Origin of the sequence: Micromonospora sp. BQ11 (assembly GCF_052068135.1) — a bacterium.
GTDB lineage: Bacteria > Actinomycetota > Actinomycetes > Mycobacteriales > Micromonosporaceae > Micromonospora.
On record NZ_JBQHDB010000017.1, the window covers coordinates 1 to 25,017 of the forward strand.

Consider the following 25,017-nt stretch of genomic DNA (forward strand, 5'->3'; position numbering starts at 1 on the left):
ACGTGGACCGATCGGGGCACCCGCCATGCCGGACCTGTTGCCCGGGGCAAGAGTCTCAAACATCAACGGCCCGCCCGGGGTCCTCGGTGCGGCTGCGCCACCAGCCGCGTACCCAGTGGGTGACGGCGAGCGGGGGGATCAGCGCGCTGGTCACCAGCATCGTGCCGACCTCGTCGGCGGTACGCGGACCGGGCGCGATCCGGGCCCGCGCGAACTCGGCCGTGCCGACCGCCCAGGCGACCGCACCGGCCAGCGCGACACCGCCCAGCGCCGGCCGGACCGCCGGCCGGGCCAGGGGACGCAGCGCGGCGGCGGCCAGGGCGAGCGCGCCGGCGGTGGTGACCGCGACGTGCCGGTGGCGTCGACCGGGCGGCAGCTCCAGGGCGCTGCGGTACCCCGGCCCGTACAGCCGGCGCAGCAACGCGTCGTCAGCGTTGCCGTGCTGTACCCGCAGGCTCACCCAGCGGTCCTCGGGGCGTACCGGATGCGTCACCGACCGCTGCCCCCGGACCAGGTCCCAGCCGGCGAGCCGGACCCGGTGGGCCAGTTCGGCGTCCTCCCGGTAGGCGCGCGGGAACCGCTCGTCGAACCCGCCGACCTCGGCGAGCGCCGCCCGGCGGTAGGCCATGTCGGCGGTGATCCAGGCGCCCTCCGCGAGCCCGGCGGTCCCGCGTTCCCAGTCGGTGGGGGGCCGGTCGGCGGGCAGCGGCACCGCGACGCGGCCCTGCGCGCCGCCGACGCGGTTGCCCACCGCGAGGTCCGCGACCAGCCGGCGGGCCCACCCGCTGTCGGGCACCACGTCGTCGTCGAGGAAGACGACCCAGGGGGAGCGGGCCGCACGCCAGCCGACGTTGCGGGCCGCCGCCGGGCCGGCACCCGGCCCGACCAACACCTTCGTGTACGCGGCCAGCGCCCCCGGCACCGCCAGCTCCCCGGTGGAGTCGCGGCGGTCGTCGACCAGCAGGACCTCCGGGTCGGGCAGGTCGGCGACCTGCGCGGCGAGCGCGTCGAGCAGCACCGCGAGGCTGGGCCGGCCGAGGGTCGGCACCACGACGCTGATCACCGGTCACCGCCCAGCGCGCCCCGCCGCACCGCGAACGGGCCGAGCGCCAGCAGCTCCACCGGTGCGGACCCGAACAGCTCCATCGCCTCGCGCGGCGTGTCCACCATCGGCCGGCCCGCCGTGTTCAGCGACGTGTTCACCACCACCGGCAGGCCGGTCAGCCGCTCGAACTCGGCGAGCATCGCGGCGACCACCGGCTCGGTGTCGTCGTGCACGGTCTGCACCCGGGCGGTGCCGTCGACGTGGGTGACCGCCGGGATGCGGTCCCGCCACTGCTCCTTCACCCGATGCACGAACAGCATGTACGGGCTGGGGTAGACGCCCTCGAAGATCTCGGCGAACCGGTCGGCGCGGACCATCGGGGCGATCGGGCGGAACTGCTCCCGCCCCTTGACGTCGTTCATGCGGGCCGTGGTGGCCGGGTCGCCCGGGTGGGCGATCAGCGACCGGTGGCCCAGGGCGCGCGGACCGTACTCGCTGCGCCCCTGGAACCAGGCCACGATGCCGTTGTCGGCCAGCACCCGGGCGGCCTCGGCGGCGATCGAGTCGGGCCGGAAGTACGGCAGGGCGGCACGGCGCAGCTCCGCCTCCAGCTCCTCGTCCGACCAGCCGCGCCCCAGGTCCGCGCCACCCATCGGGGTGGACCGGTCGCCCAGGTCGCGGGCCACGTGCAGGGCGGCGCCGAGCGCCGTGCCCGAGTCGCCGGCCGCCGGCTGCACCCACACGTTCCGGTACGGACCCTCGGCGGCGAGGCGCGCGTTCGCCACGCAGTTCAGGGCGACACCGCCGGCCAGCGCGATCGTCGACGCACCGCCGGAGGCGTCGTACAGCCAGCCGGACAGGTCGAGGATGACCTCCTCCAGCCGGGTCTGCACGCTGGCGGCCAGGTCGGCGTGGTCGTCGGTCATCTCCCCGTCGGCGGTACGCGCCTTGGCCATGCTCGCCCAGTCGATCGTGTCGATGGTGAAGCCGCCCTCCGGGGTGACCCGGACCAGGTCGCGCAGCAGTCCCAGGTGCTTCGGCTTCCCGTACGAGGCGAGAGCCATCACCTTGTACTCGTCGCTGGAGTGCAGGAAGCCCAGGTGCCGGGTCAGGTCCTCGTACAGCAGGCCGAGCGAGTGCGGCAGCTCCTGCGCGTACAGCGGGTTCAGCAGGCCGTCGGAGTAGACGCCGGCCAGGTGGCTGGCCACCTCACCGCGCCCGTCCAGGACGAGCACGGCGGTGTCGTCGCCGCCCGGCGGCGCGGCGAGGCCGGCCGACGCGGCGTGCGCCACGTGGTGCGGGACGAACCGCACCTTCGCCGGGTCGAGGCCGGGCAGGGCGGCGGCGAGGAACTGCGGCGCACGCTGCGCGTACTCGACCCGCAGCCAGTCCCACGGGTCGGCGAGCCCGAGGCTGTCGGCCGGCCGGCACAGGCCCGGGTCGAACGAGTAGGCCACGGCGTCGAGGTCGTCGACGTCGACACCGGCGCTGGCCAGGCACCAGGCGGCGGACAACTCGGGAAGTTCCCACGCCGAGAACGGCACGGGACGCTTCCCGTGCTTACGGCGGCTGAACCGCTCCTCTTCGGCGGCGGCCACCACGCGGCCGTCGACCACGAGGGCAGCCGCCGGATCGTGAAAGATCGCGTTGATTCCAAGGACCCGCATGACCAGGGTCCCTACCCTCGGCTTCTCCTCCTAACCTGTAGATCATCGACTTCTCCGACGCGGGTGTCGGTCGCGTGTGGAGATTCGAGGGTGGAGCCGGCCTGCCGATACGAAACGTCATGTGGTCGTCACGGGCCGCCACCCGTCGTACGCTCCGACGGCCCGTTCCGGTCGTCGCGAGCAGGTAGCGTCGGCATCCTCGTCGGCCGCTCTCCCTCGGCGGTCGCCGCCCACGACTGCGGCGTCGGTGAATGCCGGCGCCGGACCCGCTCGCTCTCGGAGGAGGACGGCATGTCCGGTGGGAAGGTCTCCCGCCCGGTGTTCGCGTGGATGTACCAACGCGCCACCGACACCATGGATCGCGCCGGCGTGGCCGTGTACCGCCGTCGGGTGGCGGCCGGCCTCACCGGCCGGGTGGTGGAGGTGGGTGCGGGCAACGGGCGGGCCTTCGCGTACTACCCGCCCACGGTCACCCACGTGCTCGCCGTCGAACCGGAACCCCGGCTGCGGGCGGCGGCCCAGGAGGCGGCGACGCGCGCCCCGGTGCCGGTCACCGTGACCGACGGACTCGCCGAGGCGCTGCCGGTGGCCGACGGCGAGGCCGACGCCGTGGTCTTCTCCCTGGTGCTCTGTTCGGTGCCGGACCAGGCCGCCGCGCTGCGCGAGGCCTGCCGGATCCTACGGTCGGGCGGTCAGGTGCGCTTCTTCGAGCACGTACGCGCGGAGACGCCCGGCCTGCGCCGCGCGCAACGGGTGGTCGACGCGACGCTGTGGCCGCTGGTCTGCGGAGGCTGCCACACCAGCCGCGACACGGTGGGTGCCATCCGCGCCGCCGGCTTCACCATCAGCGAACTGGACCGCTTCCCCTTCCCTGACACCAGCATCCCGATGCCCCCCACCCCCCACGCCCTCGGCACCGCCCACCTCTGACCTCCCTGTCCCGCCCGGCTCCGCCCGGCCCGGGCAGGCCCCGCGATCTTGCACTTGTGGTCGCCGTTCTGTCCTGAATGCCACTTTGGCACCGACACAAAGTGCAAGATCGCGGAGCCGCACGTCAGGAAATGGTGATGGTGCCGGTGGGGGTGCGGGTGCAGGAGACGTCGCGGGCGGTGGTCGCGGCGGCGCCGGTCAGGCACTGCCCGAGGACCTGGTGGCCGGTGGCGTTCGGGTGCCACGACTCCTGGCAGGTCTGGAAGTACGTGACGCAGGTGTTGGCGATCCGCTGGATGGCGATCTTGTCGTACCCGGAGAGGTTGGTGACGAAGGTGCCGCTCGGCGGGTCGTCCTGGAGCCGGATCGGGGTGGCCAGGGTACCGGCCGGGCTGGCCGACGACTCGCAGAGCCGGGCGCCGTCGAAGGCCCGCTGCACGTTGAGGTAGACCAGGTCGGCGCCGGGGAACTCGGCGGCCAGGGTGTCCCGGCTGGACTTCACCATCGTGCCGAGACCCTGGGAGAAGCGGTGTCCGGGCAGCAGGCTGGCCCGGTGGATGGGGCAGCCGGCCGCGTACCGCTCGGCGCCGAGGGCGCGGAACTTGTCCCGGGTGTCGTCGCGGCTGTCCTCGCTGTGGAACGTCGGGTCGAGGTCGAACGGCAGCGGGTTGGTGTAGTCCTGGAAGACGACCCGGTGCTGGCCGTCGGCGTCGATCTCGCGCAGCGTGGTGAGGATCTGGCGTACGGCGGCGGTGGTCTCCGTCGTCGCGGCGCTGAGCTGCGCGGCGGTGGCCAGGTCCGCGTCGGAGCAGGGCTTCTGCTCCACCGGCCCGTTCAGGTACGCCCAGAACTCCCACCAGCCGGTCCAGGCGTCGGCGATGAACCGGTTGGCGCACTTCTCCGCGACGCTGCCGAACGTGAACGAGCTGTTGTTCGAGCCGAGCCCGAGCAGGACCAGGTCGATGTCGTGGGTCCGGCCGACCGCGCGGAGCTGGTCGAGTTGCGCGGCGACCTGGCGGCCGTTGGTCCGCGCCGACGACGCGGCGGCGATGTCGTGCGGCTGGCCGCCCGAGCAGGCCAGGTTGAACCGGTCCTGGATGCCCGGCAGGTTCGCCCGGTGCAGCGAGGCGTTCGCCGACCGGTGGCAGAAGAACGCATTGCTGTTCGGGGCGGTCCACCCCGGGAAGCCCTGCGCGACGCCGTTGGCGTCGACCACCGGGGTGTACGCCCCGGCCCCCTCGCCGCTGATGAAGCTGTCGCCGAGGGCCACCGCGGCGGTGGGCGGCGCCGCCGTGGCGGGAGCGGACAGGCCGACGGCGGTGGTGAGCGCGGCGGTGGCCACGGCGAGCACCGCCGCCGCGGCGGTACGACGGAATCGGGACATTGACGCCCTCCAGCTGTCCATCGAAACGTGAAAGATCCTCCGAGAGCGCGATCAGATCATCTTCATGTGACGAACGTCAATGCCTTGTAACAGGATCGTTCACGGGTTGCCATACGAGGGCGGGCCGCACGCCGTCGAGCAGGCGTGCGGCATCCACCGGGCAGCCGCGTGCGGGATCCCGGGCGTACCGGAGGAGGGGTGACTCAGGCGGCGCGGCGGAACTCGGCGCGCCAGCGGCGTACGCCCTCCGGGTCCTGGAAGTGCTCGACCCGCACGGGCGTGAGGCCCCCGGTGGCGAACGCGTCGACCTCGGCGCGGCTCAGCGGCCAGGGCGGCCCGGCGGGCCGCGTGTCGTCGTCGCCGCGCCCGGCGGCGATGACCAGCAGCGTGCCACCCGGCGCGACCAACTCGCCCACCGCGGCGGTCGCGGCCGGCCGTAGCCGCAGCGGCAGTGCCTGGACGGTCATGCTCTCCACCACCAGGTCGAAGCCGTGCCGCCACGACGCCGGCGTGTCGAACAGGTCGGCGGCCCGGTAGTCGACGGCGGAGTCGGGGTGCCGTTCCCGGGCGGCGGCCACGGCGGTGGGGGAGATGTCGAAGGCGACCGTGGCGAAGGCGAGACCGGCGACGTGCTCGGCGTCCCGGCCGTACCCGCAGCCGACCACGACGGCCCGCCGTCCGTCGCCGGCGACCCGGTGCGCGGCGGTCCAGTCGACGAGCAGGCCGTGTGGAGCGGTGCGCTCCCAGGGCACCACCGCCGCGCCCCGCGCCGCCTCTCGGTAGAGGCGGTCGAACCAGCCGGTCGGATCGCCGGCCGCCAGGGACTCCGCCGCGAGCCGGTCCGCATCGTCCTCGCGCATCGCCAGGCCCCCTTCGGCACGCGTGTCCGCGGGCGAGCCCATGGTAGGTCAACCCGGTGACCTGCTGCGTGCGCTCGGAGAAGGCCGAGACGGGCCCACCCGCCGTGCCGTCCACGCCGATGCCCGCGCGGCCGGTGCACCGACGACGGGCGTAGCCGCGTCCTAGAGTCGGACCGTGCGGATTCGGATCGAGGGCAGCGACCTGCCGGGGCGGCGCGCCGGCGCGACGGCCGACGCGCTGCGGCTCGGCAACGTGCACGTCGGGATGCAACGCAGGGCCGAGGTGGTCGACCGCGTGCGAGCCGACGCGTCCGAGGCGACCTGGGAGATCGAGGTGACCAGCCGCGACGTGGACGGGCTGCTCGACGTCGGCGGGCCGTGGGTGCACGGGCGCCCCGGGGCGCGGTTCCTCTACCTCAGCTGGGGTGCGGTGACGGGCGACGAGTTCGAGATGTTCCGCCGCGCGAAGCTGGTGTTCGGCGACGTCCCGGGCGATCTGCTGCGCGCCGCGTACGACGGTGCGGGAGCACTGGTCGGCCGACTCGGGTTGACCGACGCCGAGGGCGGGCCCCTGTGCGCCCGGGTCCGCCCGGCGCACATCACCTGGACCGTGGAGTAACGGCGGGGTGTCGACCGGGTCACCCACCGGAATCGTCCGGCGTCCGCGCCGGTTGAGCCGGATGCGGCGGGTCGAGCAGGCGTCCACGGCGTTGTCGGGGCGTACGGCTAGGCTCGCTGCGGCGTGCCGCGCCGGCCACACCCGCCGGGAAGCGGCAGCACACCGCCGAGACCGGGGAGTACGACCAGTTGACCGCAGAGCCTGAGACCCTGTACGGGGCCGACGACCTCACGCACCTCGAGGGGCTGGACGCTGTCCGCAAGCGGCCCGGCATGTACATCGGCTCCACCGACAGCCGTGGCGTGGGTCACCTCGTCAACGAGATCCTCGACAACTCCACCGACGAGGGTGTCGCCGGTCACGCCACGACGATCACGGTGACGCTGCACGCCGACGGGTCCGTCCAGGTCGACGACGACGGCCGGGGCATCCCGACCGACGTGCACGCCAAGTCCGGCATCTCCGGCGTGGAACTGGTGCTCACCCGGCTGCACGCCGGCGGCAAGTTCGGCGGCTCCGGCTACAAGACCTCCGGCGGCCTGCACGGCGTCGGCGCGTCGGCGGTCAACGCGCTCTCCCGGCGGTTCGACGTGACGGTCCGCCGCAGCGGCAAGGTCCACGCCATGTCGTTCCGGCACGGCGTACCGGGGGTCTTCGACGGCGACGGCCCGGACGCGCCCTTCACCGCCGGCCCCGGCCTCCAGGTCGTCGGCGGCATGAAGCGCGGCCAGCGCACCGGCACCTCGATCCGCTACTGGCACGACGCCCGCTACTTCGAGACCGGCGCGGCCCTCGACGTGGAGGCCGTCCGCACCAAGCTGCGCAACACCGCCTTCCTGGTCCCGGGCGTGGACTACCGGCTGCGCGACGAGACCGGCGAGGAGCCGACCGAGGAGCGCTTCCACTATCCCGAGGGCCTCACCGCCATGGTGGAGTTCCTCGCGCCTTCCGGCGACCGGCCGGTCTCGGGCACCCTGCTGGTCACCGGCGAGGGCACCTACCGGGAGAACGCCGCCGACGCCAACGGCGTCATGCAGTCCAACGTGCAGCGCCGCGCCGAGGTCGAGGTGGCCTTCCGCTGGGGCACCGGCTACGAGCGCACCGTCGAGTGCTTCACCAACACCATCCGCAACGCCCACGGCGGCACCCACCGCAAGGGCTTCGAGCGGGCCCTGGCGCGCACCCTCGCCGACGCGATCCGTACCACCCGCGGCCTGCTCAAGGCCAAGGAGGACGCGCCCACCCTGGACGACGTCCTGGAGGGCATGACCGCCGTGGTGCACGTCCGGATCCCGGAGCCGCAGTTCACGTCGCAGACCAAGGACGAGCTGTCCACCGCCGGCATCACCAAGGTGATGCAGTCGCAGGTGGAGCAGCACGTCAAGGCGTGGCTGGAGGACCGGCGCACCAAGGCCGAGGCCCGGACGGTGCTCCAGAAGATCGTCGACGCGGCCCGGGTGCGGCTGACCCAGAAGCAGCAGAAGGACGCCGCCCGCCGCAAGACCGCCCTGGAGGGCGCGGCGATGCCGGCCAAGCTGGTCGACTGCCGGTCGGCCGGCATCGAGCGCAGCGAGCTGTTCATCGTGGAAGGGGACAGCGCCTTGGGAACAGGGCGACTTGCCCGATCTGCCGAGTATCAGGCGCTACTTCCGATCCGGGGCAAGATCCTCAACGTGCAGAAGGCCAACCTCCAGCAGGTGCTGGACAACGCCGAGTGCGCCGCGATCGTGCAGGTGCTCGGGGCCGGCTCCGGCCGCACGTTCGACCTGTCGGCCCTGCGCTACGGGCGGGTGCTCATCATGGCCGACGCCGACGTGGACGGCGCGCACATCCGCACGCTGCTGATCACGCTCTTCGCCCGCTACATGCGTCCGTTGATCGAGGCCGGCCGGCTGTACGCGGCCATGCCGCCCCTGCACAAGATCACCACCAAGGGCCGCAACCCGCAGACGATCTACACGTACACCCAGGCGGAGATGGAGTCGACGGTCCGCAAGCTGGAGAAGTCCGGCAAGCAGATCGTCACCCCGATCCCGCGCTTCAAGGGTCTGGGTGAGATGGATGCCGACGAGTTGTGGGAGACCACGATGAATCCGGCCACCCGGGCGGTCCGCCGGATCACCCTCGACGACGTCGAGGCCGCCGAGCGCATCCTCGACCTGCTCATGGGGGAGAAGGTCGAGCCGCGCCGCAACTGGTTGATCGACTCCGCCGACCGGGTCGACCGGGAGGCGATCGACGCATGACGACCGCTGTCGTTCGAGGGGAAAGCTGAGCCATGGCACGCCGCAAGGAAACGAAGGTCGACCTCTCCGCGTTCGACCAGGCCGGCGCGCGGGTCTTCGACAACCCCCTGGTCACCGAGGTCTCCGACTCCTACCTGGAGTACGCGTTCTCGGTCATCCACAGCCGGGCCCTGCCCGACGCCCGGGACGGCCTCAAGCCGGTACACCGGCGCATCCTCTGGTCGATGCACGAGCAGGGCCACCGCCCCGACCGGGGGCACGTCAAGTCGGCCCGCATCGTCGGCGACGTGATGGGCAAGTACCACCCGCACGGTGACACCGCCATCTACGACGCGATGGTGCGGCTCGCCCAGGACTTCTCGCTCAACGTGCCGCTCATCGACGGGCACGGCAACTTCGGCTCGCCGGACGACGGCCCGGCCGCCGCCCGCTACACCGAGGCCCGGATGTCCCGCGAGGCGATGCTGCTCGTCGGCGAGCTGGGCGAGGACACCGTCGACGTCGAGCCCAACTACGACGGGTCGCTGACCCAGCCCACGGTGCTGCCGGCCGCCTTCCCCAACCTGCTGGTCAACGGGGCATCGGGTATCGCGGTCGGCATGGCGACCAACATGATCCCGCACAACCTCGGCGAGGTCGTCTCCGCCGCCCGCTGGCTGATCAACCACCCGGACGCCACGCTGGACCGGATCATGGAGTTCGTCCCCGGCCCGGACCTGCCGACCGGGGGCCTGCTGCTCGGCCTCGACGAGGTGCGGCGGGCGTACGAGACCGGGCGTGGCGTGGTGCGTATGCGCGGCAAGGTGGAGATCGGTCCCCTGGAGGGCAGCCGCGGTCGGCAGGCCATCACCGTCGTCGAGCTGCCGTACGGCGTCGGCGCGGAGAAGGTCATCGCCGCCATCACCACCGAGGTGACGAAGACCAAGCGGCTCACCGGCATCGCCGACGTCAAGGACCTCACCGACCGGGAGAACGGCACCCGCCTGGTCATCGAGTGCAAGGTCGGCGTCAACCCCCAGGCGCTGCTCGCCGACCTCTACCGGCTCACCCCGCTGGAGCAGTCCTTCGGCGTGAACAACCTGGTGCTGGTCGACGGGCAGCCACGCACCCTCGGGCTGAAGGCGCTGCTGGAGGTGTTCCTGGCGCACCGCTACGAGGTGGTGACCCGGCGCAGCGCGTACCGGCGGCGCAAGCGCCAGGAGCGCCTGCACCTGGTCGACGGCCTGCTGATCGCGCTGCTGGACATCGACCGGGTGGTCAAGCTGATCCGGGCCAGCGAGGACGCGCAGGCCGCCAAGGACGGCCTGATGCAGAAGTTCACGCTCTCCGAGATCCAGGCCACCTACATCCTGGACACTCCGCTGCGCCGGCTCACCAAGTACGACCGGATCGAGCTGGAAGCCGAGCAGGAGAAGCTCCGCGCCGAGATCGCCGAGCTGTCGACGATCCTCGACGACGAGAAGGTGCTCAGGAAGGTCGTCTCCGACGAGCTGGCCGCCGTCGTCAAGCAGTTCGGCACCCCGCGCCGCACCCACCTGGTCGACGGTGATCTCAAGGAGGTCCTCGCCGCCTCCGTACCGGCGGGCCCGCTGGAGGTCGCCGACGACCCCTGCCAGGTGATCCTGTCCGCGACCGGGCTGGTCGCCCGGACCGCGGCGGAGTCGGAGGAGACCGCCGAGGGGCGCCGCCGGCAGGGTCGGGTCAAGCACGACGCGGTACGCGCCGTCGTGCACTCGACCGCCCGGGGCCGGGTGCTCGTGGTCACCAGCGCCGGCCGGGCGTTCAAGGTCGACGTCCTGCCCCTGCCGGTGCTGCCCGAGCAGGCCGGCACGGTGTCGCTGCGGGGCGGGATGTCCGCCGCGGAGCTGGTGCCGCTGGAGCCGGGGGAGACGGTGGTCGGCCTGGCGCCGCTCGGGTCGTCGGCCGACGGGTCCCCGGGCCTGGCGCTGGGCACCCGGCTGGGCGTGGTCAAGGTGTGCGCGCCGGACTGGCCGGTGCGGTCCGACGAGTTCGAGGTGATCGGCCTGCGCGAGGGCGACGAGGTGGTCGGAGCGACCTGGCTGACCGACGGCGCCGAGTCGCTGACCTTCGTCACCTCCGAGGCGTCCCTGCTGCGGTTCCCGGCCACGCTGGTACGCCCGCAGGGCCTCAAGGGCGGTGGCATGGCCGGCGTCACCGTGCCGGCCGGCGCACGGGTGGTGTTCTTCGGCGCTGTCCGCACCGACGACCCCACGCACGGCGACCCGATGGTGGTCACCTCCACCGGCGCCACCGTCAAGGTGACGCCCTTCGTGGCGTACCCGGCGAAGGGCCGGGCGACCGGCGGCGTACGCGCCCAGCGGTTCCTCAAGGGTGAGACCGACGTGGTCGCGGCGTGGGTCGGTCCGCGCCCGGTCGGTGCCACCGCGAACGGCGATCCGGTGGAGCTGCCGGCGGCGGACCCGCGCCGCGACGGTTCCGGCTTCGCCGTCATGCTCGGCCCGACGGTGATCGGCCACCAGGTCGAGCGTCCCTGACCCGCTGCCCGACAGGGCCCGCCGGCGTGCTGCCGTCCGCGGGTCCCGCCGGCCTACAATGGGCGGGCTCTGTCATCGTCGATGGCTCGTGTGCGCCGCGAAGCACACCTCGCATGTTCCTCGTCTTCTCCTTCCGCGGCGGAGTCGCCGTCGCGGCATGACCGCGGCCATCCGGGTCCGACCGTCCCGTGAGCTGCGGGCCGCCCGCCGTACCCGCCCGCACCGCTGCTGGGGCCACCTGGTGGCGGCCCCGCTCTGGCCGATGCACGGCGCGAACCTCGGTACGCTCCTGCGCACCTGCGATGCCGTCGGCGCCTGCCTCGCGGTGCCGCCGTTCCGCTGGGTCGACGAGGCCGTGGCCCGGGGCAACACGCTGCGCCGGCCGGGCTGCGTGCACCGGGTCGGCTCACCGCTGCGCTGGCTGGCCGTCGAACGGGCCGCCGGCAGTCGCATCCTCGGCGTCGAACTGGCCGACGAGGCGATCCGGCTCGGTGACCTGCCCGCCGCCCGGGGGCGGACCGTGGTCGTCCTCGGGCACGAGCAGGGCGGCATCCCGCCGGAGGCGCTCGACAGCCTGGACGCGGCCGTGGAGATCCCCATGGTCGGGGCCGGCCACAGCCTCAACGTGGCCGTCGCCGGCTCGCTCGTCCTCTACAAACTGGCCGGCCTCCTCTGACCCGCGCCGCTCTGCCGGTCGGGGCGGCGCGGGGTTGTGCCGCGCGGGGTTGCGCAGCGCCCGCCGGGGTTGATCCACTCGCCTTCCGTGAAGTCGGGGTGTCCCGGTGGCAGAGATGCCCCGACTTCAATGAAGTCGTGGGGCGTGGGCGTGGGCGGCGCAGGGCGCGGAGGCGCGGGCGTGAGGGCGCGGGGCGGGTCAGGCCACGCCGGCGGGGCGGAACTGGACGCTGACCCGGGGGCCGACCGGGCGGGCGGTCTTCGGGATGGCGTGTTCCCAGGTGCGCTGGCAGGACCCGCCCATCACGACGAGGTCGCCGTGCCCGAGGGGGAACCGCAGGCTCGGGGCGCCGCCGCCGCGCGGGCGCAGCAGGAGTGGGCGGGGAGAGCCGAAGGAGACGATGGCGACCATCGTGTCCGTGTGCGCCGAGCGGCCCTGGGTGTCGCCGTGCCAGGCGACGCTGTCGCGGCCGGTGCGGTAGAGGCACATGCCGGCGGTGACGAAGGGCTCGCCCAACTCCTCGGCGTAGTGCCGGGTGAGCGTGTCGCGGGCCGTGGTCAAGACGGGGTGGGGCAGCGACCGGCCGGCGCCGTACCAGCAGAGCAGTCGGGGGACGTCGACGTCCGAGTCGTACATCCGGCGGCGCTCGGCACGCCATGGCACGTCGCCCAGGAGGACGTCGAGGACGTGGTCGGAGCCGCGGACCCAGCCGGGCAGGTGGTCGACCCAGGCGCCTCGGCCGAGCTGGTGCCGGGTGACGTGACCGGTGAGCGGCCCCAGGGCGGGGCCCTCCTCGGCGAGATCCAGCATCGAGGGCTGGTACGCGACGTCCGCCACGCCCCGATCGTACCCCACCGTCGAACACCCGTACGATAACGGCCCGCCGGGTAAGGTCGCGGTCGGCCTCCGGCCACGAGCCCCGACCCGCGGGCACGGCCGGTGACGCGAAGCGTGAAGGAGTTGCCGCCGTGCTGGTGTTCCCGACGACCGTGGGCCGGTCCGCGTGACGGCGGCACCCGTCGCCGACCAGGTCGCGTCCGGCGGCACCCGCGCCTCCGGCGGGGCGGGTCGCCTGCCGTCGCTGACCGGGTTGCGGTGGATCGCCGCGATGCTCGTGTTCGGTTTCCACGCCGGCACGATGGGGATCGTGGCGGAGCCGGCCTACAAGGCGGTCGTCGACCGGCTGTTCACCCTGGGCCTGTCGGGTGTGCAGTTCTTCTTCATCCTCAGTGGATTCGTGCTGGTGTGGTCGGCCCGACCGGGCGAGGCGAAGCGGACGTTCCTGCGTCGCCGGCTGGCCAAGATCTACCCGAACCACCTGGTGATGTTCGCGGTGGTGCTCCTGGTCGGGTACGCGATGGCCGACCCGGTGAACCCCCGCGCCGTGGTGGAGAACCTCCTGCTCGTCCAGGCGTGGGATCCCACGCCGGGCATCTTCTACAGCGTCAACAACGTGAGCTGGTCGCTCTCCTGCGAGCTGTTCTTCTACGCGTGCCTGCCGTTCGCCCTGCCGCTGATCCAACGGACGCGTCCGGGTGTGCTGTGGGCGGTGGTCGTCGCCGTACCGCTGCTGATCGTCGCGCTCTGGCCGGCGCAGCAGCTGGTGCCGGAGGAGAGCCGCTGGTGGTTCACGCAGGTCTTCCCGCCGGTGCGGTCGCTGGAGTTCTGGATGGGCGTGGCCGCCGCCGAGCTGATGCGACGCGGCCGGTGGCGGGGGCCGGGGCTGGGCGTGGCCACCGTCGTCTTCGTGGCCACCTGGTTCGTCGCGGGGGAGTGGATCCGCGCCGAGCTGTGGGCGGGACTGCTGTCGGTCGCGTACATCCTGGTCATCACCGCCGCCGCGGACGCGGACGTCCGCGGTCGGCGGACGCCGTGGCGCAGCCGGCCCATGGTGTGGCTCGGTGAGGTGTCGTTCGCCTTCTACCTGGTGCACGTCTTCGTCATGGTCACCGTGCTGCGCCTCACCGGTCACCATGGTGTCGGCCTGACCGGGTGGTGGGGCCCGGCGGTGGTGGTGGGCTTCGGACTGGTCAACCTGGTCCTCGCCGGGCTGCTGCACCGCTTCGTGGAGACGCCGATGACGCGCCTGCTCGGGCCGCGCCGCCGCGCGGCGCCCGCGCCCGCGGGGGACCGGGAGGACGGTGCCGTGCCGGGTCCGTCGGCGGCGCCGACGCCGGCGCGGTCCGTCCCGTCGGCCCGGGCCGGGGACGAGGAGACGCCCCGGGTGTACGCGCATCACGGCGACCGCCTCTAGCGGTGTCCACCCTGGTGGATCGCGGGTGAAGGATGGGCGTCGACACGCCCGCCGGCAGTGCGGACCGACGGGGTCGGGGGTAGCGTGACGTCGTGCTTCCGGTCGCGCTCACCTGTCCGTTGTGGTGGGTGACGCGCTGGGCGTCTCGGCTGGTGGCCGGCCTCGCCCTGACCGGCGGCCTCACCCTGGGCGTCGCCGCGCCCGCCCTCGCGACGGCACCTGTCATGGCCGCCTCGGCCGTCGCCCCCGCCGCCTCGGGCGCGCTGCCCGGCCCGACGGTCGACGTCGCGCCGGACGCGCGCGCCGCCTCGACCACCATCACGGCGCTCGCCGGGGCGCCGGGCGACGGCGCGTCGTGGCTCCGGCCGGCGGCATCGCCGGTCGCCGCCGAGGCAGCCGCGTCCGCCGACCGGGTCGTGCCGGACACCGTCCTGCGAGCGCCCGTCGGCCGGGTCCCGGCCGCCCTCGGGTCCCGCGCCCCGCCGGTGGCCTGACCCGTCCGGGCGTACGCCCGCACCGCCTTCCCGAAGCTCCCCACCGCGCGTCCCGAGCCCCCGGCGTCCCCGCACCCGGGTGAGCCCGCACGGCGCACCCGACGTCGCTTTCGCTTCCCGAGTGAGGTTGCCGGCCATGGCCATCGTCCTGAACGAGTTCCTCCTCGACGTGCCCCGCGCCACCGTCATCTGGTCGGTGCTGCTCGTTCTCGCCCTGACCGTGCTCACCGTGCTCGTCGCCCGTCCCGAGCGCGAACGGCCCACCGACGACCCGCCCGCACCGCCCGTCGAGGACCTGGCGGACCTGCGCCGGTACGCGGACGAGGTGGCGGTGGCCGCGGCGGGGGCCGCGCAGACCGCCCGACGGCGCCGCCAGGCGTGGCTGACCGCGCAGGAGGAGGTGGACCGCACCTGGGCGGCGTACGACGAGGCGGAGACCGCCGCCCGCCGGTTCGTCGGCACCAGGGCGTTGCCCAGCCCCCGTACGCCCCGCACCCCGACCGAGTACGCGACCCGGGAGCGCTGGCTGCACCAGACCGCGATGGCCGCCCACTGGCGCGGTGACCTGTCCGCCCGCCAGCTCAGTGACGTCTTCGGCCGCCGGCACGGCTGGAACCCGCGTCGGCACCCGGTGGAGCAGGAGGTGGTGCTGGCCCGGGCGGTACGGGACGGGAAGCTCGCCGCGTACCGGGCCGCCGCCGAGCGGGAACAGGCCGCGTGGCGCAACGCCGAGGTGGCCGCGGAGGCGGCGCGGGCCCTCGCCGCCGAGGCGTACGCGGCGGCGGCCCGGCTGCGTCCGGGTCGGGTTCCGACCGCCCGGGAGGCGGCGGCGGTCCCACGCCGGGTGGCTGCCGCCCGGTGGCGGCCGGCCCGGGTGGGCTGAGTACCGGCCTGTCCGCCCCGCTTTCGGGCGGTACTGCTCCGTTAATTCCGTGAGCCCGGTCACATGATTGCGGAAAGGGGCACCCGCCGCACCGTGGTCGATTGCTCCCGATGGTTCGGGCACCATCATCCAGGTGTGTCCCGATGTCCTCCCCGAGGGCGTTTCTGCGATCGCCGTCCCATTGAATACCGTCAGTGGTTAACTGCCTGCAAAATTGCTGCCGCGGGCCAGGTTTACGCAGGTGGGAGCGGGTTGGCAGGCCGATGGCCGGCCAGTAGTGTCGCCTCGTCCGGTGCGGTACCCGATCGCAAGGAGCGACGCCGCGCCGACCCGCTCAATCGTGATGATCACGAACCGGGGACCCAGTGCACGTTGGGGTGAATCCGCAGGCCCACGGCCCGCGGTAGGGCGTACTTCCCGCCCGAATCCGTCAGCTAACCCGGTAGGCGGCACCGGAAGGAGTTGCACTCGTGCAGCACGCACCCACCCCCTGGTTGTTCCGCCGTCTCCACGGCGCCGCGGTACCCGTGCTCGCTCGGCCGGTGGCCGCGAGCTGACCCACCGCGCTGCCCGGTAGTCCGGGCGCTCTCCCCAGTAGTGGTCCACCACCGCGCCGACGTCGTCCGCGCGGAGGGCCCGTCGCTGTCCCGCGCGGCGGGGACCCGGTGTGCCGCTCGCCCCCCGAGACCGTGGAGGAACATGTGAAGCACCACCTCAAGCGACAGCTCCGTCGACTGGCCGCCGAGCGCCCGTACCAGGTGGCCGCCGCGTCGGCCGCCGCGCTCGTCCTCGCCTCCGGCGGTCCCCTGATCACCGGCGGCGACGACGCCCCGGCCGCCGCACGGACCCCGGCCGGCGTGGCGGAGCTGCGCGGCGACACCACCGTCGCGTCGCGCGGCGAGGCCCGCGCCGCCGCGGCCCCGTCCAGCGCCACCCCGTCCGGCGCCGCCCCCGCGTCGCCGCGCGCCGCCACCAGCACCGCCGCCGCGGACCCGGACCTGACCCGCAGGCCGGAGCCGCCCAAGGCGCCGAAGCGCAAGATCCTGGAGTACGACTACCAGGCGCAGACCACCTTCTTCAACTGCGGTCCGGCCGCGGTCCGGAACGCCCTGAGCGCCGCCGGCATCGCCCGCAGCCAGGACCAGCTCGCCGGCCCGCTCGGCACCGACCAGTTCGGCACCGACTCGGTCGAGGACACCACCCGCGTCCTCAACGCCGTGGTCAAGGGCGACCCGTACCGCAGCCGGATGATCCCGGGCGGCGCGGCCACCCCGGCGCAGATGGACCGGCTCCAGGCCGACGTGGTCGCCGCCGTCACCGACGGCCGTGGCGTCGTGGTCAACGTGGCGGGCACCGCCACGGACACCGAGGGCGGCTGGCACTCGTTCCCCGGCGGCCACTACATCGCGGTGGTGGGCTACTCCGACGACGGGCGTCTGGTGCGGATCGCCGACTCCGCCGATCCGGCCGTCCCCGCGTACTGGATGACCACCATCGACCTGGCGAACTGGGCCGCCACCCGCGGCTACTCCGCCTGACCGACACGCTCCGCGACGGGCGTCGACCTCCGCAGGAGGGGTCGGCGCCCGTTGTCGTACCCGCGTCGCGGCTCTCGCCCGGCGGGTCCGGCCGGTGGCAGACTGCGCGCATGGTCGATGACTCGGGTGACCGGGACGGGCGCCCCGTCCTGCTGCTGCTGCACGGCATGGGCGCGACGGGGGAGGTGTGGCTGCCGTCGGCGCCGCTGCTGGAGCGCCGGTGGGCGGGGCGCTGGCTGGCGCCGGACCTCGCCGGGCACGGCTGGTCACCGCCGCTGCCGGCGTACTCGTTCGCCGGGCTGGCCGACCGGCTCGCCGGGAGTCTCGCCCCGACCGACCGGCTCGTGGTGCTGGGGCACTCGCTCGGCGGCGTGGTCGGCCTGGCGCTGGCCGCGCGTACGGCCGGACTGCCGGTGGACGCGGTCGTCGGGCTGGGCATCAAGGCGGTCTGGTCGCCCGGGGAGCTGGCGAAGGCCGGTGACCTGGCGGCGCGGCCCGTGGCCTGGTTCGCCAGCCGGGACGAGGCCGCCCGTCGCTACCTGCGGGTCTCCGGCCTGGCCGGGCTCCTCGCGCCCGACCATCCCGTGGTCGAGGCGGGCCTGCGGCAGCTCGACGGGCGGTGGCGGCTGGCGATGGACCCGGTCGCGTTCGGCGTGGGAGAGCCCGACCTGGCGGCCCTGCTGGCGGCGACCGACGTGCCGGTGGTGCTGGCCCGGGGCGAGAACGACCCGATGGTCTCCGACGCCCAGCTCAAGGAGTTCGGTGTCCCGGTCGTCACGCTGCCCGGCCTCGGGCACAACGCCCACGTCGAGGACCCGGAGGCCGTTCTCGCCCTCGTCGACCCGTACCGCTGACGTGCGCCGGCGGCCGGGCGGGAGGAACCGCCCGGCCGCCGGCCCCGGGTGTCAGTAGGAGCAGCCGCTGGAGGGCAGGGCGGACGGGGCCGGGACCGAGGCGCCGTCGTAGAGGGCTAGCAGCATCTGCTGCGGGCAGCGGTTCCCGCCGTTGACCCGGATCTCCAGGTGCAGGTGCGGTCCGGTGCTGTTGCCGGTGTTGCCGGTGTACCCGATGACCTGGCCGGCGCTGACCCGGCTGCCCGCCGCCACCGAGCGGGACGACAGGTGGCAGTACTGGTAGTACGCGCCGTCGTCGCCGGAGATGCCGATGCCGTAGCCGCAGCCGCCACCGACGTGGCTGATGGTGCCGGCGGTGATCGCGTAGGTCGTCACGCCGGTGTTCGTGGGCAGGTCGATGGCCGGGTAGTCGTGGTGCGGGTCGTCGTACTCGCTGCGCGGCAGGACGGACCGGCCGATGACGAGGCTGTAGTTGCCTCCGCCCTGCCCGTCGCCGATGAGCCACTGCCAGGTGGTGGCGCCGACGGTGGTGCCGCCGGTGAGGCCCCGGCTGGCCTTGAAGGAGTTGACCGCGGTGGTGGTGCTGGCGCCCCAGGCCCCGTCGACGGTGAGCCCGTGGCCGTACTTGTTGAGCGCGGTCTGCAGGGCCCGGACCGCGTTGTTGTTCGCGCCGACGTCGAGGGTGACGACCAGCCGGCTCCAGGTCAGCGGACCGACGATGCCGTCGGCGGTGAGGCCGTTGGCGGACTGGAAGGACTGCACGGCCGAGACGGTCCCGGAGCCGTAGTAGGTGTCCACGCTCAGCGTCCGTCCGTGGTGGCGCAGCAGGAACTGGGCGGAGGTGACGTTGGCGCCGGACATGCCGCTGCTCAGCGTGGGCCAGGCGGGGGTGGCGGCCTGTGCGGCGGTCGGGCCGACGAGCACGGCGACGGCGGTGAGGGCCGCGGCGCCGAGCCAGGTGAGCATCCGGCGGACGGTGATAGCCATATGGCGCACTCCTTGGGGTGGAGGGGTGCGAGCGGCGTCGGGGGCGCGCCGCGTCGACCGGTGCCCGGGGCGGACGGGCTCCGTCCGCCGGTCCGGGAACGCCGGTTCCGCCAGTATGGTGATGAAGATAAATATTTACAACGGTGTGAACTTGGAAAGATTATTTCGCCAGCTCAGGCCGTGGGGGAAAGTGGCGCGGTGTCCCCGGCGCGCGGCGTGGGCACCGCCGCGACGCCGTCGATCTCGCGACGCGCGGCCGCGAGGAACCCCTCGGCGTACGTCTCCACGGGGAAGTCCCCGAGGTAGCGGGTCCGGGTGGCCCACCGGGCCGCCGCGAGCGGATCGGTGTCCAGCAGCCGGTCGAGGACGTCGTCCACGTTGGACATGTCCCGCCGCAGCACGTAGCCCGACCCGGCGAGGGGGAACTCCGCCACGAACGCCTCGCCCCCGTCCACCATGTCGGTCACCGCGTACGGCTTGCCGGAGTAGAGGTAGTCGGAGATGACCCCGGAGACGTCGGAGACCAGCGCGTCGGAGCGGTTCACGCACTCGACCAGGGTGAGGTCCCGGCTCGCGGCGGCGCCGAAGACGTGCGGCCGCCCGGTGCGTGCCCGGTCCGCCGCCAGCAGCTCGGTCAGCCGGCCGAGCTGCCGCGCCGAGGCCGGGTTCTGCGTGGTGTACGGGTGGGCCCGCAGGATCACCGTCGCCCCCCGGTCCAGCAGCCGCCGCAGCAGCGTCTCCGCCACCGGCAGGGAGCAGTAGTTGGTGTCCGCGTGGTGCCCCGTCCAGGTGGGGGTGTAGAGCACCGTCGGGCTGGTGCGGCCCGCCGGCGCCTCGGCGCGTACCTCGATCTTCTCGACCTGGGGGCGACCGACCACGACGAACTTCTCCGCGGGGATCTCCACGCCGGCGCGCGCGTACCGGTCGATGGCGGCCCGACCGGCGACGAAGATCTTGTCGAAGATGGCCGAGACCGGGTTGGCGCTGGGGGCCTTGTCGCTGTCACCGTGGTGCAGCTGCACGTGGGTGAGGTGGGTGAAGCGGATGCAGTGCGCGTTCTTCGCGCCGTGGTTGACGTAGAACGCCACCGTGACGCTCGGCACGAGCACCTCGTCGATCGCCTTGAGCGTCGGGCAGTACAGCACCGGTGCGGTGGTGGCCGCCGCCACGGTCGGCAGGAACTCCGGCTCCCGCAGCACCACCGCGAACGGCCGGCCGATCCGTTCCAGGTAGGGCAGCCACATGGTGACCTGGTACTCGGAGCCGGGCGGTGCGGAGAAGTAGAGCAGGAACTCGGGTCGGTGCCGGCGCAGGGCCTGCGCCACCGGTCCGCCGCCGGCCGGCGGCCGGAACCGCCGCCGGGCCAGGTCCAGCCCGACCACGCCGGCGGCCAGCCCGACCAGCAGCGCCAGGACCAGCGCGACGACCGCCGGCAGGGTCAGGGCGGCGGCCACCGCGACGAGGCCCAGCAGCACCAGCAGGATCGTCGGCAGCTCGGCGGCGACCACCGGGGCCAGCGGGCGCACCGGCAGGTTGGCCGCGCGGATCTCCAGGTTGCCCGCGTCGCGCAGCGGACCCACCAGCAGGACCAGGCCCAGCAGGACCAGCGCGGTCGCCGCCAGCGCCGGGTCGAATCCGGCGTCCAGGCGTCGGGCGTACCCGGTGAGGACACCCGCCGCGACCAGGACCAGCTCGGCCACGCCGTCGGCGCCGGGGCGTACGCGGCGCTCCCCGGCGGCGGCGGCCAGGGCAGCGACCGCCAGAAGGAGGCCCCAGCCGGTCGCCCCGGTCAGCGCGAGCACGACGAACGCCGCCACCGCGAGACCCGTGGCCAGGCCCCGGGCGATCAGCTTCCGGACGAGGTCACCACGCATACTGTTCCGCCCCCACCTGGTCCGCCGGCTGGTCGCCGCGCTCCACCCCGGCCTGGGCCGGGACCACCGCCGCCGGCTCCACCGCGTCGGCCCCGTCGGCCGACCGGCGTACGTCGATCACCTGCCCGGTCAGCCCGGACAGCAGCACGTCCAGCGACGCGCGGGCCACCGTCTCCGCCGACAGCAGGGTGTGCGCCGGCTCCTCGCCGAACGCGCGGGTCCGCATCGGGGTCGCCGTCCGCTCCGGGTTGACGCAGTTGACCCGTACGCCGCACTCCGCCCACTCGTCGGCGAGCGCCTGCGTGAGGTTGACCAGCGCCGCCTTGGTCGCCGAGTAGAGCGCGTAGCGGGCCCGGCCGCGCGTGTACGAGCTGGACGTGTAGAGCAGCAGCTGGCCCCGGGTCTGCCGCAGGTACGGCAGGGCCGCCCGGGCGACGGTCACCGGTCCGAGGAAGTTGACCTGGAGGACCCGGTCGATGGTCTCCGGGTCCATCCCGGCCAGCTCGCCCTTCTCCAGCACGCCGGCGGTGACCACCACGTGGTCGACGCGGCCGGTCGCGGCGAAGGCGGTCTTCAGCGCGGCCTCGACGTCCTCGGGGCGCTCCACGTGGGTGCCGGTGGTGGAGCGGCTGAAGGGGAACACGCGGGCGCCGAAGCCGCGGGCCAGCTCGGTCAGCTCCTGCCCGATGCCGTAGCTGCCGCCGAACACCACGATCGTGCGGCCGGTCAGCTCCTCGGTGTAGCCGCGGTGGTCGGCCAGCCGGTACGCCTTGGCGGCGGCGAGCTGGAAGAGCTTGTCCGCGAGGTGCACGTCGACCGGGTGGGTGACCTTGATGTTCTCGTCCGCGCCGTCGATCACCTTGATCGGGGTGTCGGGCAGGTAGCGCAGCACCACGCCGCAGTCGTCGGTGGCCGCGAAGTCCGGGTCGTCCGCGGCGCGCCGGTACGCCTCGCGGATGGTGCCGGACCGGAACGCCTGCGGGGTCTGGCCGCGGCGCAGCCGGGAGCGGACCGGGATGTCGGTGATGCAGTCGTCGGCGTCGACCTGGATGATCGTGTCCGCCGACGGGATCGCCACGTCGACCGCCGCGTAGGTCCACAGCGCGTTGACGCACTCCCGGATGATCCGGCCGCTGACCAGCGGGCGTACCGCGTCGTGGAAGAGGATGTTGCAGTCGTCCGGGCCGATCACGTCCAGGGCGAGGCGGGTGGTGGCGTTGCGGGTGTCACCGCCCTCGACGACCGTCGTGACCTTGCGGAAGCCGGCCCGCTCGACGATGCGCTCGGCGTCCGGGACGTGACCGGCGGCCATCAGCACGATGATCTCGTCGATCTCCGGTGCGGCCTCGAAGACCGCGAGGGTGTGTTCGATGATCGGCTTGCCGGCGATCTTCACGAGCTGCTTGGGGATGCCCAGGCCGAGCCGTACGCCGGTGCCACCGGCGAGGATCACCGCCACGGTCCGGGAGGGTCGCCAGGGTGCCGTGGCGGCCGGTGCGGGGGTGCCGTCCTGCGTCATCGCCGATCCTTACTGGTCTGTCACGCCTTCTCGTCCCCGGTCGTCCCGCCGGAGCACGATGCGACCTTAGCCGCGCCGGGAACGACGCCGCCCCCCGGCGGTTCACCGGGGGGCGGCGTCGCCGGACGCTACTTCTTCATGTACTCGTGGTACGCGGCGACGACCTCGTCGGTCGGCCCGTCCATCCGGATCACGCCGGACTCCAGCCAGATCGACCGCTCACAGGTGTCCCGGATCGTGCCGATCGCGTGGCTGACCAGGAAGACCGTGCCGGCCTCGGCGCGCAGCTCGCGGACCCGCTCCTCGCTGCGGCGGCGGAACCGGGCGTCACCGGTGGCCAGCGCCTCGTCGATGAGCAGCACGTCGTGCTTCTTCGCCGCGGCGATCGAGAACCGCAGCCGGGCCGACATGCCGGAGGAGTACGTCCGCATCGGCAGCGAGCCGAAGTCGCCCCGCTCGTTGATCCCGGAGAAGTCGATGATCTCCGCCGTGCGCTTGCGGACCTCGTCCGGATGCATACCCATGGCCAGGCAGCCGAGCGCCACGTTCCGCTCGCCGGAGAGGTCGTTGAGCAGGGCGGCGTTGACGCCGAGCAGCGAGGGCTGCCCCTGGGTGTAGATGGCGCCCTTGTTCGTCGGCATCAGCCCCGCGATGGCCCGCAGCAGGGTGGACTTGCCGGAGCCGTTGCTGCCGATCAGCCCGATCGCCTCGCCGCGGTACGCGGTGAAGCTGACGCCCTTGACCGCGTGGACCTCGCGGACGTTCGGGGCCTCGGTGCGGGTCACGATCCGCTTGAGCGCCGCCACCGCGGAGCCGCTGCCCGAGGTGCCCGCACCGTAGATGCGGTAGACGAGGTGCACGTTGTCGGCGATGACGGTGGGCACGCGCTGGCCCGCGACTCCGGTGACGCCGGGAGCGACCTGGTTGAGCTCAGCCACGACCGTACTCCTGTTCGCCGCGCCAAAAGTAGAGGTAACCGCCGAGGAAGGCCGCCAGGGCCCACGCCGCGCCGACCAGCCAGAGCCGCGTCGTTGAGGAGGTCAGCGGGGAACTCTCCAGCATGGCGTGCCGGACCAGCTCGATGTAGATGAGGAGCGGGTTGGCCTCGATGATCGTCTGCGCCCAGCCGGGCAGGTGCTTGGCGAAGTTGTCCACGCTGTAGAGCACGCCGGAGGCGTACATCCAGGTGCGGGTGATGAACGGCATGAGCTGCTTGAGGTCGGTGACCTTGGCGCCGAGCCGGGCCATCCCGAGGGCCATGCCGACGTTGAAGATCGACTGGAGCAGCAGGGCGGGGATCACCAGCAGCCACTCCAGGTTCAGCGGCTCGCCGGTGACCAGCACGATGGCGACCAGCACGACCATGGCAGTGAGCAGGTGCTGGAACTGGGTGAGCGTGACCGAGATCGGCAGGCTGGCCCGAGGGAAGTGCAGCGCCCGGATCAGGCCGAGGTTGCCGCTGATCGACTGGGTGCCCTGGACCACCGCGGTCTGGGTGAAGTTGAAGATGAACAGCCCGACGCAGAGGTAGGCGATGAAGTTCGGGATCTCACCCTTGGTGTTCAGGATGACGCCGAAGATCAGGTAGTAGATCGCCGCGTTGGTCAGGGGTGTGAGCACCTGCCACACCCGCCCCAGGCGGGCCGTGGCGAAGGCCGCGACCATCTTCGCGTTCGCGTACGCCGCGATGAAGTGCCGGTAGGACCACAGCTGCCGGGTGTAGCCGGCGAGGGTGGGACGTTCGCCGGCGACCGTCAGACCGTACCGGGCGGCGAGTTCCGCCCCGGTCAGTCCTGAGTCGGCGTCAGCCACCGCCGTGTTGGCCATGGATGGGCGCTCCGATCTTTCTCAGTGGGATGCCGCGACGCAACAGGTTCGGCGGGTCCGACGGGCCGCTGTGGCGGGGACGTCGCCGCCTCGTCGCTGCGTGGACGGTAGTGGAAAACACGTCGGGACGCAACCGTACCGTCGCTGCGCTACATTGTCCCACGTGACGACCGAGAAGAGGCGTGCTCCGGCTGGTGCGGCGGTGCTCCGGGACGACATCACGACGGCCATCCGGCGCGCCGTGATGCAGGAACTGGCCGCCGTCGGCTACGGGCGGCTCTCCATCGAGGCGGTCGCCCGGCGGGCCGCGGTGAGCAAGACCGCCGTCTACCGACGCTGGAGCTCGAAGCTGGAACTGGTGCTGGAGGTCGTGTCGGCCGCCGCCGGGAAGCGCCTGCCGCTGCCCGACACCGGTGATCTCCGGACCGACCTGGAGATGCTCTATCTGATCATGACGCAGGCGCTGCGCCACCCACTCGCCTCGCAGATCATTCCCGACCTGCTGGCCGAGGCCGCCCGCAACCCGCAGATCGCGCAGACCCTCCAGGAGGCGTTGCGGCTGCACCAGCGCACGGTGGGCGGCCTGCTGATCGGCCGCGCCGTCGAACGCGGCGAACTGCCGGCGGTGGTCGACCCCGACACCGCCATCGACCTCATCGTCGGACCGCTCTACTGGCGGGTGGCGATCGCCCGACTGCCGCTCGACCCGGCGGACGTGCCGAGGATGGCCTCGGCCGTCGTCGGTGCGCTCCGAGTAGCATGCCAGGTGCCAATCCGGGGCGAGTCGGACGTCGAGCTTCCCGTAAGACCGTGAATGTCCCAGCTCACCCGGGTCTCCGATCCG

General features: G+C 73.3%; 21 protein-coding genes and 1 riboswitch. Of the genes, 11 read left to right on the forward strand and 10 right to left on the reverse strand.

Going from position 1 to position 25,017, the window contains the following annotated elements; all coding sequences use genetic code 11:
* Positions 1-55: 55 nt before the first annotated feature.
* Both ACTMSW_RS27435 and ACTMSW_RS27440 read right to left on the reverse strand, forming a co-directional pair.
* Positions 56-1,063 (reverse strand): glycosyltransferase family 2 protein, encoded by a 1,008-nt coding sequence (locus ACTMSW_RS27435; protein ID WP_441183590.1) that lies wholly within the window; start codon positions 1,061-1,063, stop codon positions 56-58.
* Positions 1,060-2,712: a carbamoyltransferase family protein gene (locus ACTMSW_RS27440; protein WP_441183591.1), complete on the reverse strand. Its 1,653-nt coding sequence runs from the start codon at positions 2,710-2,712 to the stop codon at positions 1,060-1,062. Before ACTMSW_RS27440 ends, ACTMSW_RS27435 begins: the two co-directional genes overlap by 4 nt.
* Positions 2,713-3,003: 291 nt before the next feature.
* Here ACTMSW_RS27440 and ACTMSW_RS27445 point away from each other — a divergent pair, with 291 nt between their 5' ends.
* Positions 3,004-3,642 carry a class I SAM-dependent methyltransferase gene (locus ACTMSW_RS27445; protein ID WP_441183592.1) on the forward strand — a complete coding sequence of 213 codons (639 nt, stop codon included), beginning with the start codon at positions 3,004-3,006 and terminating at the stop codon, positions 3,640-3,642.
* 124 nt (positions 3,643-3,766) lie between these two features.
* On the opposite strand, the gene ACTMSW_RS27450 is transcribed toward ACTMSW_RS27445, so the two are convergent.
* Positions 3,767-5,026, reverse strand: coding sequence for a hypothetical protein (locus tag ACTMSW_RS27450; RefSeq protein ID WP_441183593.1), 1,260 nt, complete (start codon positions 5,024-5,026; stop codon positions 3,767-3,769).
* 203 nt (positions 5,027-5,229) lie between these two features.
* A complete protein-coding gene (locus ACTMSW_RS27455) occupies positions 5,230-5,886 on the reverse strand; it encodes a class I SAM-dependent methyltransferase (RefSeq protein ID WP_441183594.1) in 657 nt (218 codons plus the stop codon).
* Between the two features lie 175 nt (positions 5,887-6,061).
* Between ACTMSW_RS27455 and ACTMSW_RS27460 the strand changes: the two genes are divergently transcribed.
* From ACTMSW_RS27460 to ACTMSW_RS27475, 4 genes are all read left to right on the forward strand, one after another.
* Entirely contained in the window at positions 6,062-6,505 is a 444-nt protein-coding gene (locus ACTMSW_RS27460) for a DUF5990 family protein (protein ID WP_441183595.1), read from the forward strand.
* Between the two features lie 188 nt (positions 6,506-6,693).
* Positions 6,694-8,751 (forward strand): DNA gyrase/topoisomerase IV subunit B, encoded by a 2,058-nt coding sequence (locus ACTMSW_RS27465; protein WP_441183596.1) that lies wholly within the window; start codon positions 6,694-6,696, stop codon positions 8,749-8,751.
* A gap of 32 nt (positions 8,752-8,783) precedes the next feature.
* Entirely contained in the window at positions 8,784-11,267 is a 2,484-nt protein-coding gene (locus ACTMSW_RS27470; RefSeq protein ID WP_441183597.1) for a DNA gyrase/topoisomerase IV subunit A, read from the forward strand.
* 157 nt (positions 11,268-11,424) lie between these two features.
* Positions 11,425-11,943, forward strand: a complete 519-nt coding sequence (locus tag ACTMSW_RS27475) for a TrmH family RNA methyltransferase (protein WP_441183598.1) — start codon at positions 11,425-11,427, stop codon at positions 11,941-11,943.
* Positions 11,944-12,141: 198 nt separating this feature from the next.
* Here the strand turns inward: ACTMSW_RS27475 and ACTMSW_RS27480 are convergent, their stop codons facing one another.
* Complete coding sequence (locus ACTMSW_RS27480) at positions 12,142-12,753, reverse strand: alpha-ketoglutarate-dependent dioxygenase AlkB (protein WP_441183748.1); 612 nt, start codon at positions 12,751-12,753, stop codon at positions 12,142-12,144.
* A gap of 193 nt (positions 12,754-12,946) precedes the next feature.
* Between ACTMSW_RS27480 and ACTMSW_RS27485 the strand changes: the two genes are divergently transcribed.
* The 5 genes from ACTMSW_RS27485 (at position 12,947) to ACTMSW_RS27505 (ending at position 17,966) form a co-directional block, all read left to right on the forward strand.
* A complete protein-coding gene (locus tag ACTMSW_RS27485; protein WP_441183599.1) occupies positions 12,947-14,197 on the forward strand; it encodes an acyltransferase family protein in 1,251 nt (416 codons plus the stop codon).
* 92 nt (positions 14,198-14,289) lie between these two features.
* Complete coding sequence (locus ACTMSW_RS27490; protein WP_441183601.1) at positions 14,290-14,691, forward strand: hypothetical protein; 402 nt, start codon at positions 14,290-14,292, stop codon at positions 14,689-14,691.
* 136 nt (positions 14,692-14,827) lie between these two features.
* On the forward strand, positions 14,828-15,574 hold the full coding sequence (locus ACTMSW_RS27495; protein ID WP_441183602.1) for a hypothetical protein: 747 nt from the start codon (positions 14,828-14,830) through the stop codon (positions 15,572-15,574).
* Positions 15,575-15,895: 321 nt separating this feature from the next.
* A riboswitch (cyclic di-AMP (ydaO/yuaA leader) is annotated at positions 15,896-16,038 on the forward strand.
* A gap of 225 nt (positions 16,039-16,263) precedes the next feature.
* Positions 16,264-17,112 (forward strand): C39 family peptidase, encoded by an 849-nt coding sequence (locus ACTMSW_RS27500; RefSeq protein WP_441183604.1) that lies wholly within the window; start codon positions 16,264-16,266, stop codon positions 17,110-17,112.
* A gap of 110 nt (positions 17,113-17,222) precedes the next feature.
* Positions 17,223-17,966, forward strand: a complete 744-nt coding sequence (locus ACTMSW_RS27505; RefSeq protein ID WP_441183605.1) for an alpha/beta fold hydrolase — start codon at positions 17,223-17,225, stop codon at positions 17,964-17,966.
* Between the two features lie 51 nt (positions 17,967-18,017).
* On the opposite strand, the gene ACTMSW_RS27510 is transcribed toward ACTMSW_RS27505, so the two are convergent.
* From ACTMSW_RS27510 to ACTMSW_RS27530, 5 genes are all read right to left on the reverse strand, one after another.
* The gene (locus tag ACTMSW_RS27510; protein WP_441183606.1) at positions 18,018-18,953 is read right to left on the reverse strand and encodes a peptidoglycan-binding protein; all 936 of its coding nucleotides are present in this window, start codon (positions 18,951-18,953) and stop codon (positions 18,018-18,020) included.
* A gap of 173 nt (positions 18,954-19,126) precedes the next feature.
* The gene (locus ACTMSW_RS27515) at positions 19,127-20,827 is read right to left on the reverse strand and encodes a CDP-glycerol glycerophosphotransferase family protein (protein WP_441183607.1); all 1,701 of its coding nucleotides are present in this window, start codon (positions 20,825-20,827) and stop codon (positions 19,127-19,129) included.
* Positions 20,817-22,346, reverse strand: coding sequence for an SDR family NAD(P)-dependent oxidoreductase (locus ACTMSW_RS27520; protein ID WP_441183608.1), 1,530 nt, complete (start codon positions 22,344-22,346; stop codon positions 20,817-20,819). Before ACTMSW_RS27520 ends, ACTMSW_RS27515 begins: the two co-directional genes overlap by 11 nt.
* Before the next feature lie 128 nt (positions 22,347-22,474).
* The gene (locus ACTMSW_RS27525) at positions 22,475-23,284 is read right to left on the reverse strand and encodes an ABC transporter ATP-binding protein (RefSeq protein WP_441183609.1); all 810 of its coding nucleotides are present in this window, start codon (positions 23,282-23,284) and stop codon (positions 22,475-22,477) included.
* Positions 23,277-24,173 (reverse strand): ABC transporter permease, encoded by an 897-nt coding sequence (locus ACTMSW_RS27530; RefSeq protein WP_441183610.1) that lies wholly within the window; start codon positions 24,171-24,173, stop codon positions 23,277-23,279. Before ACTMSW_RS27530 ends, ACTMSW_RS27525 begins: the two co-directional genes overlap by 8 nt.
* A 163-nt stretch (positions 24,174-24,336) precedes the next feature.
* On the opposite strand from ACTMSW_RS27530, the gene ACTMSW_RS27535 reads away from it, so the two are divergent.
* A complete protein-coding gene (locus ACTMSW_RS27535) occupies positions 24,337-24,987 on the forward strand; it encodes a TetR/AcrR family transcriptional regulator (protein ID WP_441183611.1) in 651 nt (216 codons plus the stop codon).
* Positions 24,988-25,017: the final 30 nt, after the last annotated feature.

What these genes read in the sequence shown, in the direction of transcription:
- ACTMSW_RS27470 (WP_441183597.1), top strand. Translation starts at nt 8,784, where the DNA reads ATGGCACGCCGCAAGGAAACGAAGGTCGACCTCTCCGCGTTCGACCAG.
- ACTMSW_RS27440 (WP_441183591.1), bottom strand. Translation starts at nt 2,712, where the DNA reads ATGCGGGTCCTTGGAATCAACGCGATCTTTCACGATCCGGCGGCTGCC.
- ACTMSW_RS27515 (WP_441183607.1), bottom strand. Translation starts at nt 20,827, where the DNA reads ATGCGTGGTGACCTCGTCCGGAAGCTGATCGCCCGGGGCCTGGCCACG.
- ACTMSW_RS27495 (WP_441183602.1), top strand. Translation starts at nt 14,828, where the DNA reads ATGGCCATCGTCCTGAACGAGTTCCTCCTCGACGTGCCCCGCGCCACC.
- ACTMSW_RS27455 (WP_441183594.1), bottom strand. Translation starts at nt 5,886, where the DNA reads ATGCGCGAGGACGATGCGGACCGGCTCGCGGCGGAGTCCCTGGCGGCC.
- ACTMSW_RS27530 (WP_441183610.1), bottom strand. Translation starts at nt 24,173, where the DNA reads ATGGCCAACACGGCGGTGGCTGACGCCGACTCAGGACTGACCGGGGCG.
- ACTMSW_RS27510 (WP_441183606.1), bottom strand. Translation starts at nt 18,953, where the DNA reads ATGGCTATCACCGTCCGCCGGATGCTCACCTGGCTCGGCGCCGCGGCC.
- ACTMSW_RS27445 (WP_441183592.1), top strand. Translation starts at nt 3,004, where the DNA reads ATGTCCGGTGGGAAGGTCTCCCGCCCGGTGTTCGCGTGGATGTACCAA.
- ACTMSW_RS27505 (WP_441183605.1), top strand. Translation starts at nt 17,223, where the DNA reads ATGGTCGATGACTCGGGTGACCGGGACGGGCGCCCCGTCCTGCTGCTG.
- ACTMSW_RS27480 (WP_441183748.1), bottom strand. Translation starts at nt 12,753, where the DNA reads ATGCTGGATCTCGCCGAGGAGGGCCCCGCCCTGGGGCCGCTCACCGGT.
- ACTMSW_RS27475 (WP_441183598.1), top strand. Translation starts at nt 11,425, where the DNA reads ATGACCGCGGCCATCCGGGTCCGACCGTCCCGTGAGCTGCGGGCCGCC.
- ACTMSW_RS27450 (WP_441183593.1), bottom strand. Translation starts at nt 5,026, where the DNA reads ATGTCCCGATTCCGTCGTACCGCCGCGGCGGCGGTGCTCGCCGTGGCC.
- ACTMSW_RS27520 (WP_441183608.1), bottom strand. Translation starts at nt 22,346, where the DNA reads ATGACGCAGGACGGCACCCCCGCACCGGCCGCCACGGCACCCTGGCGA.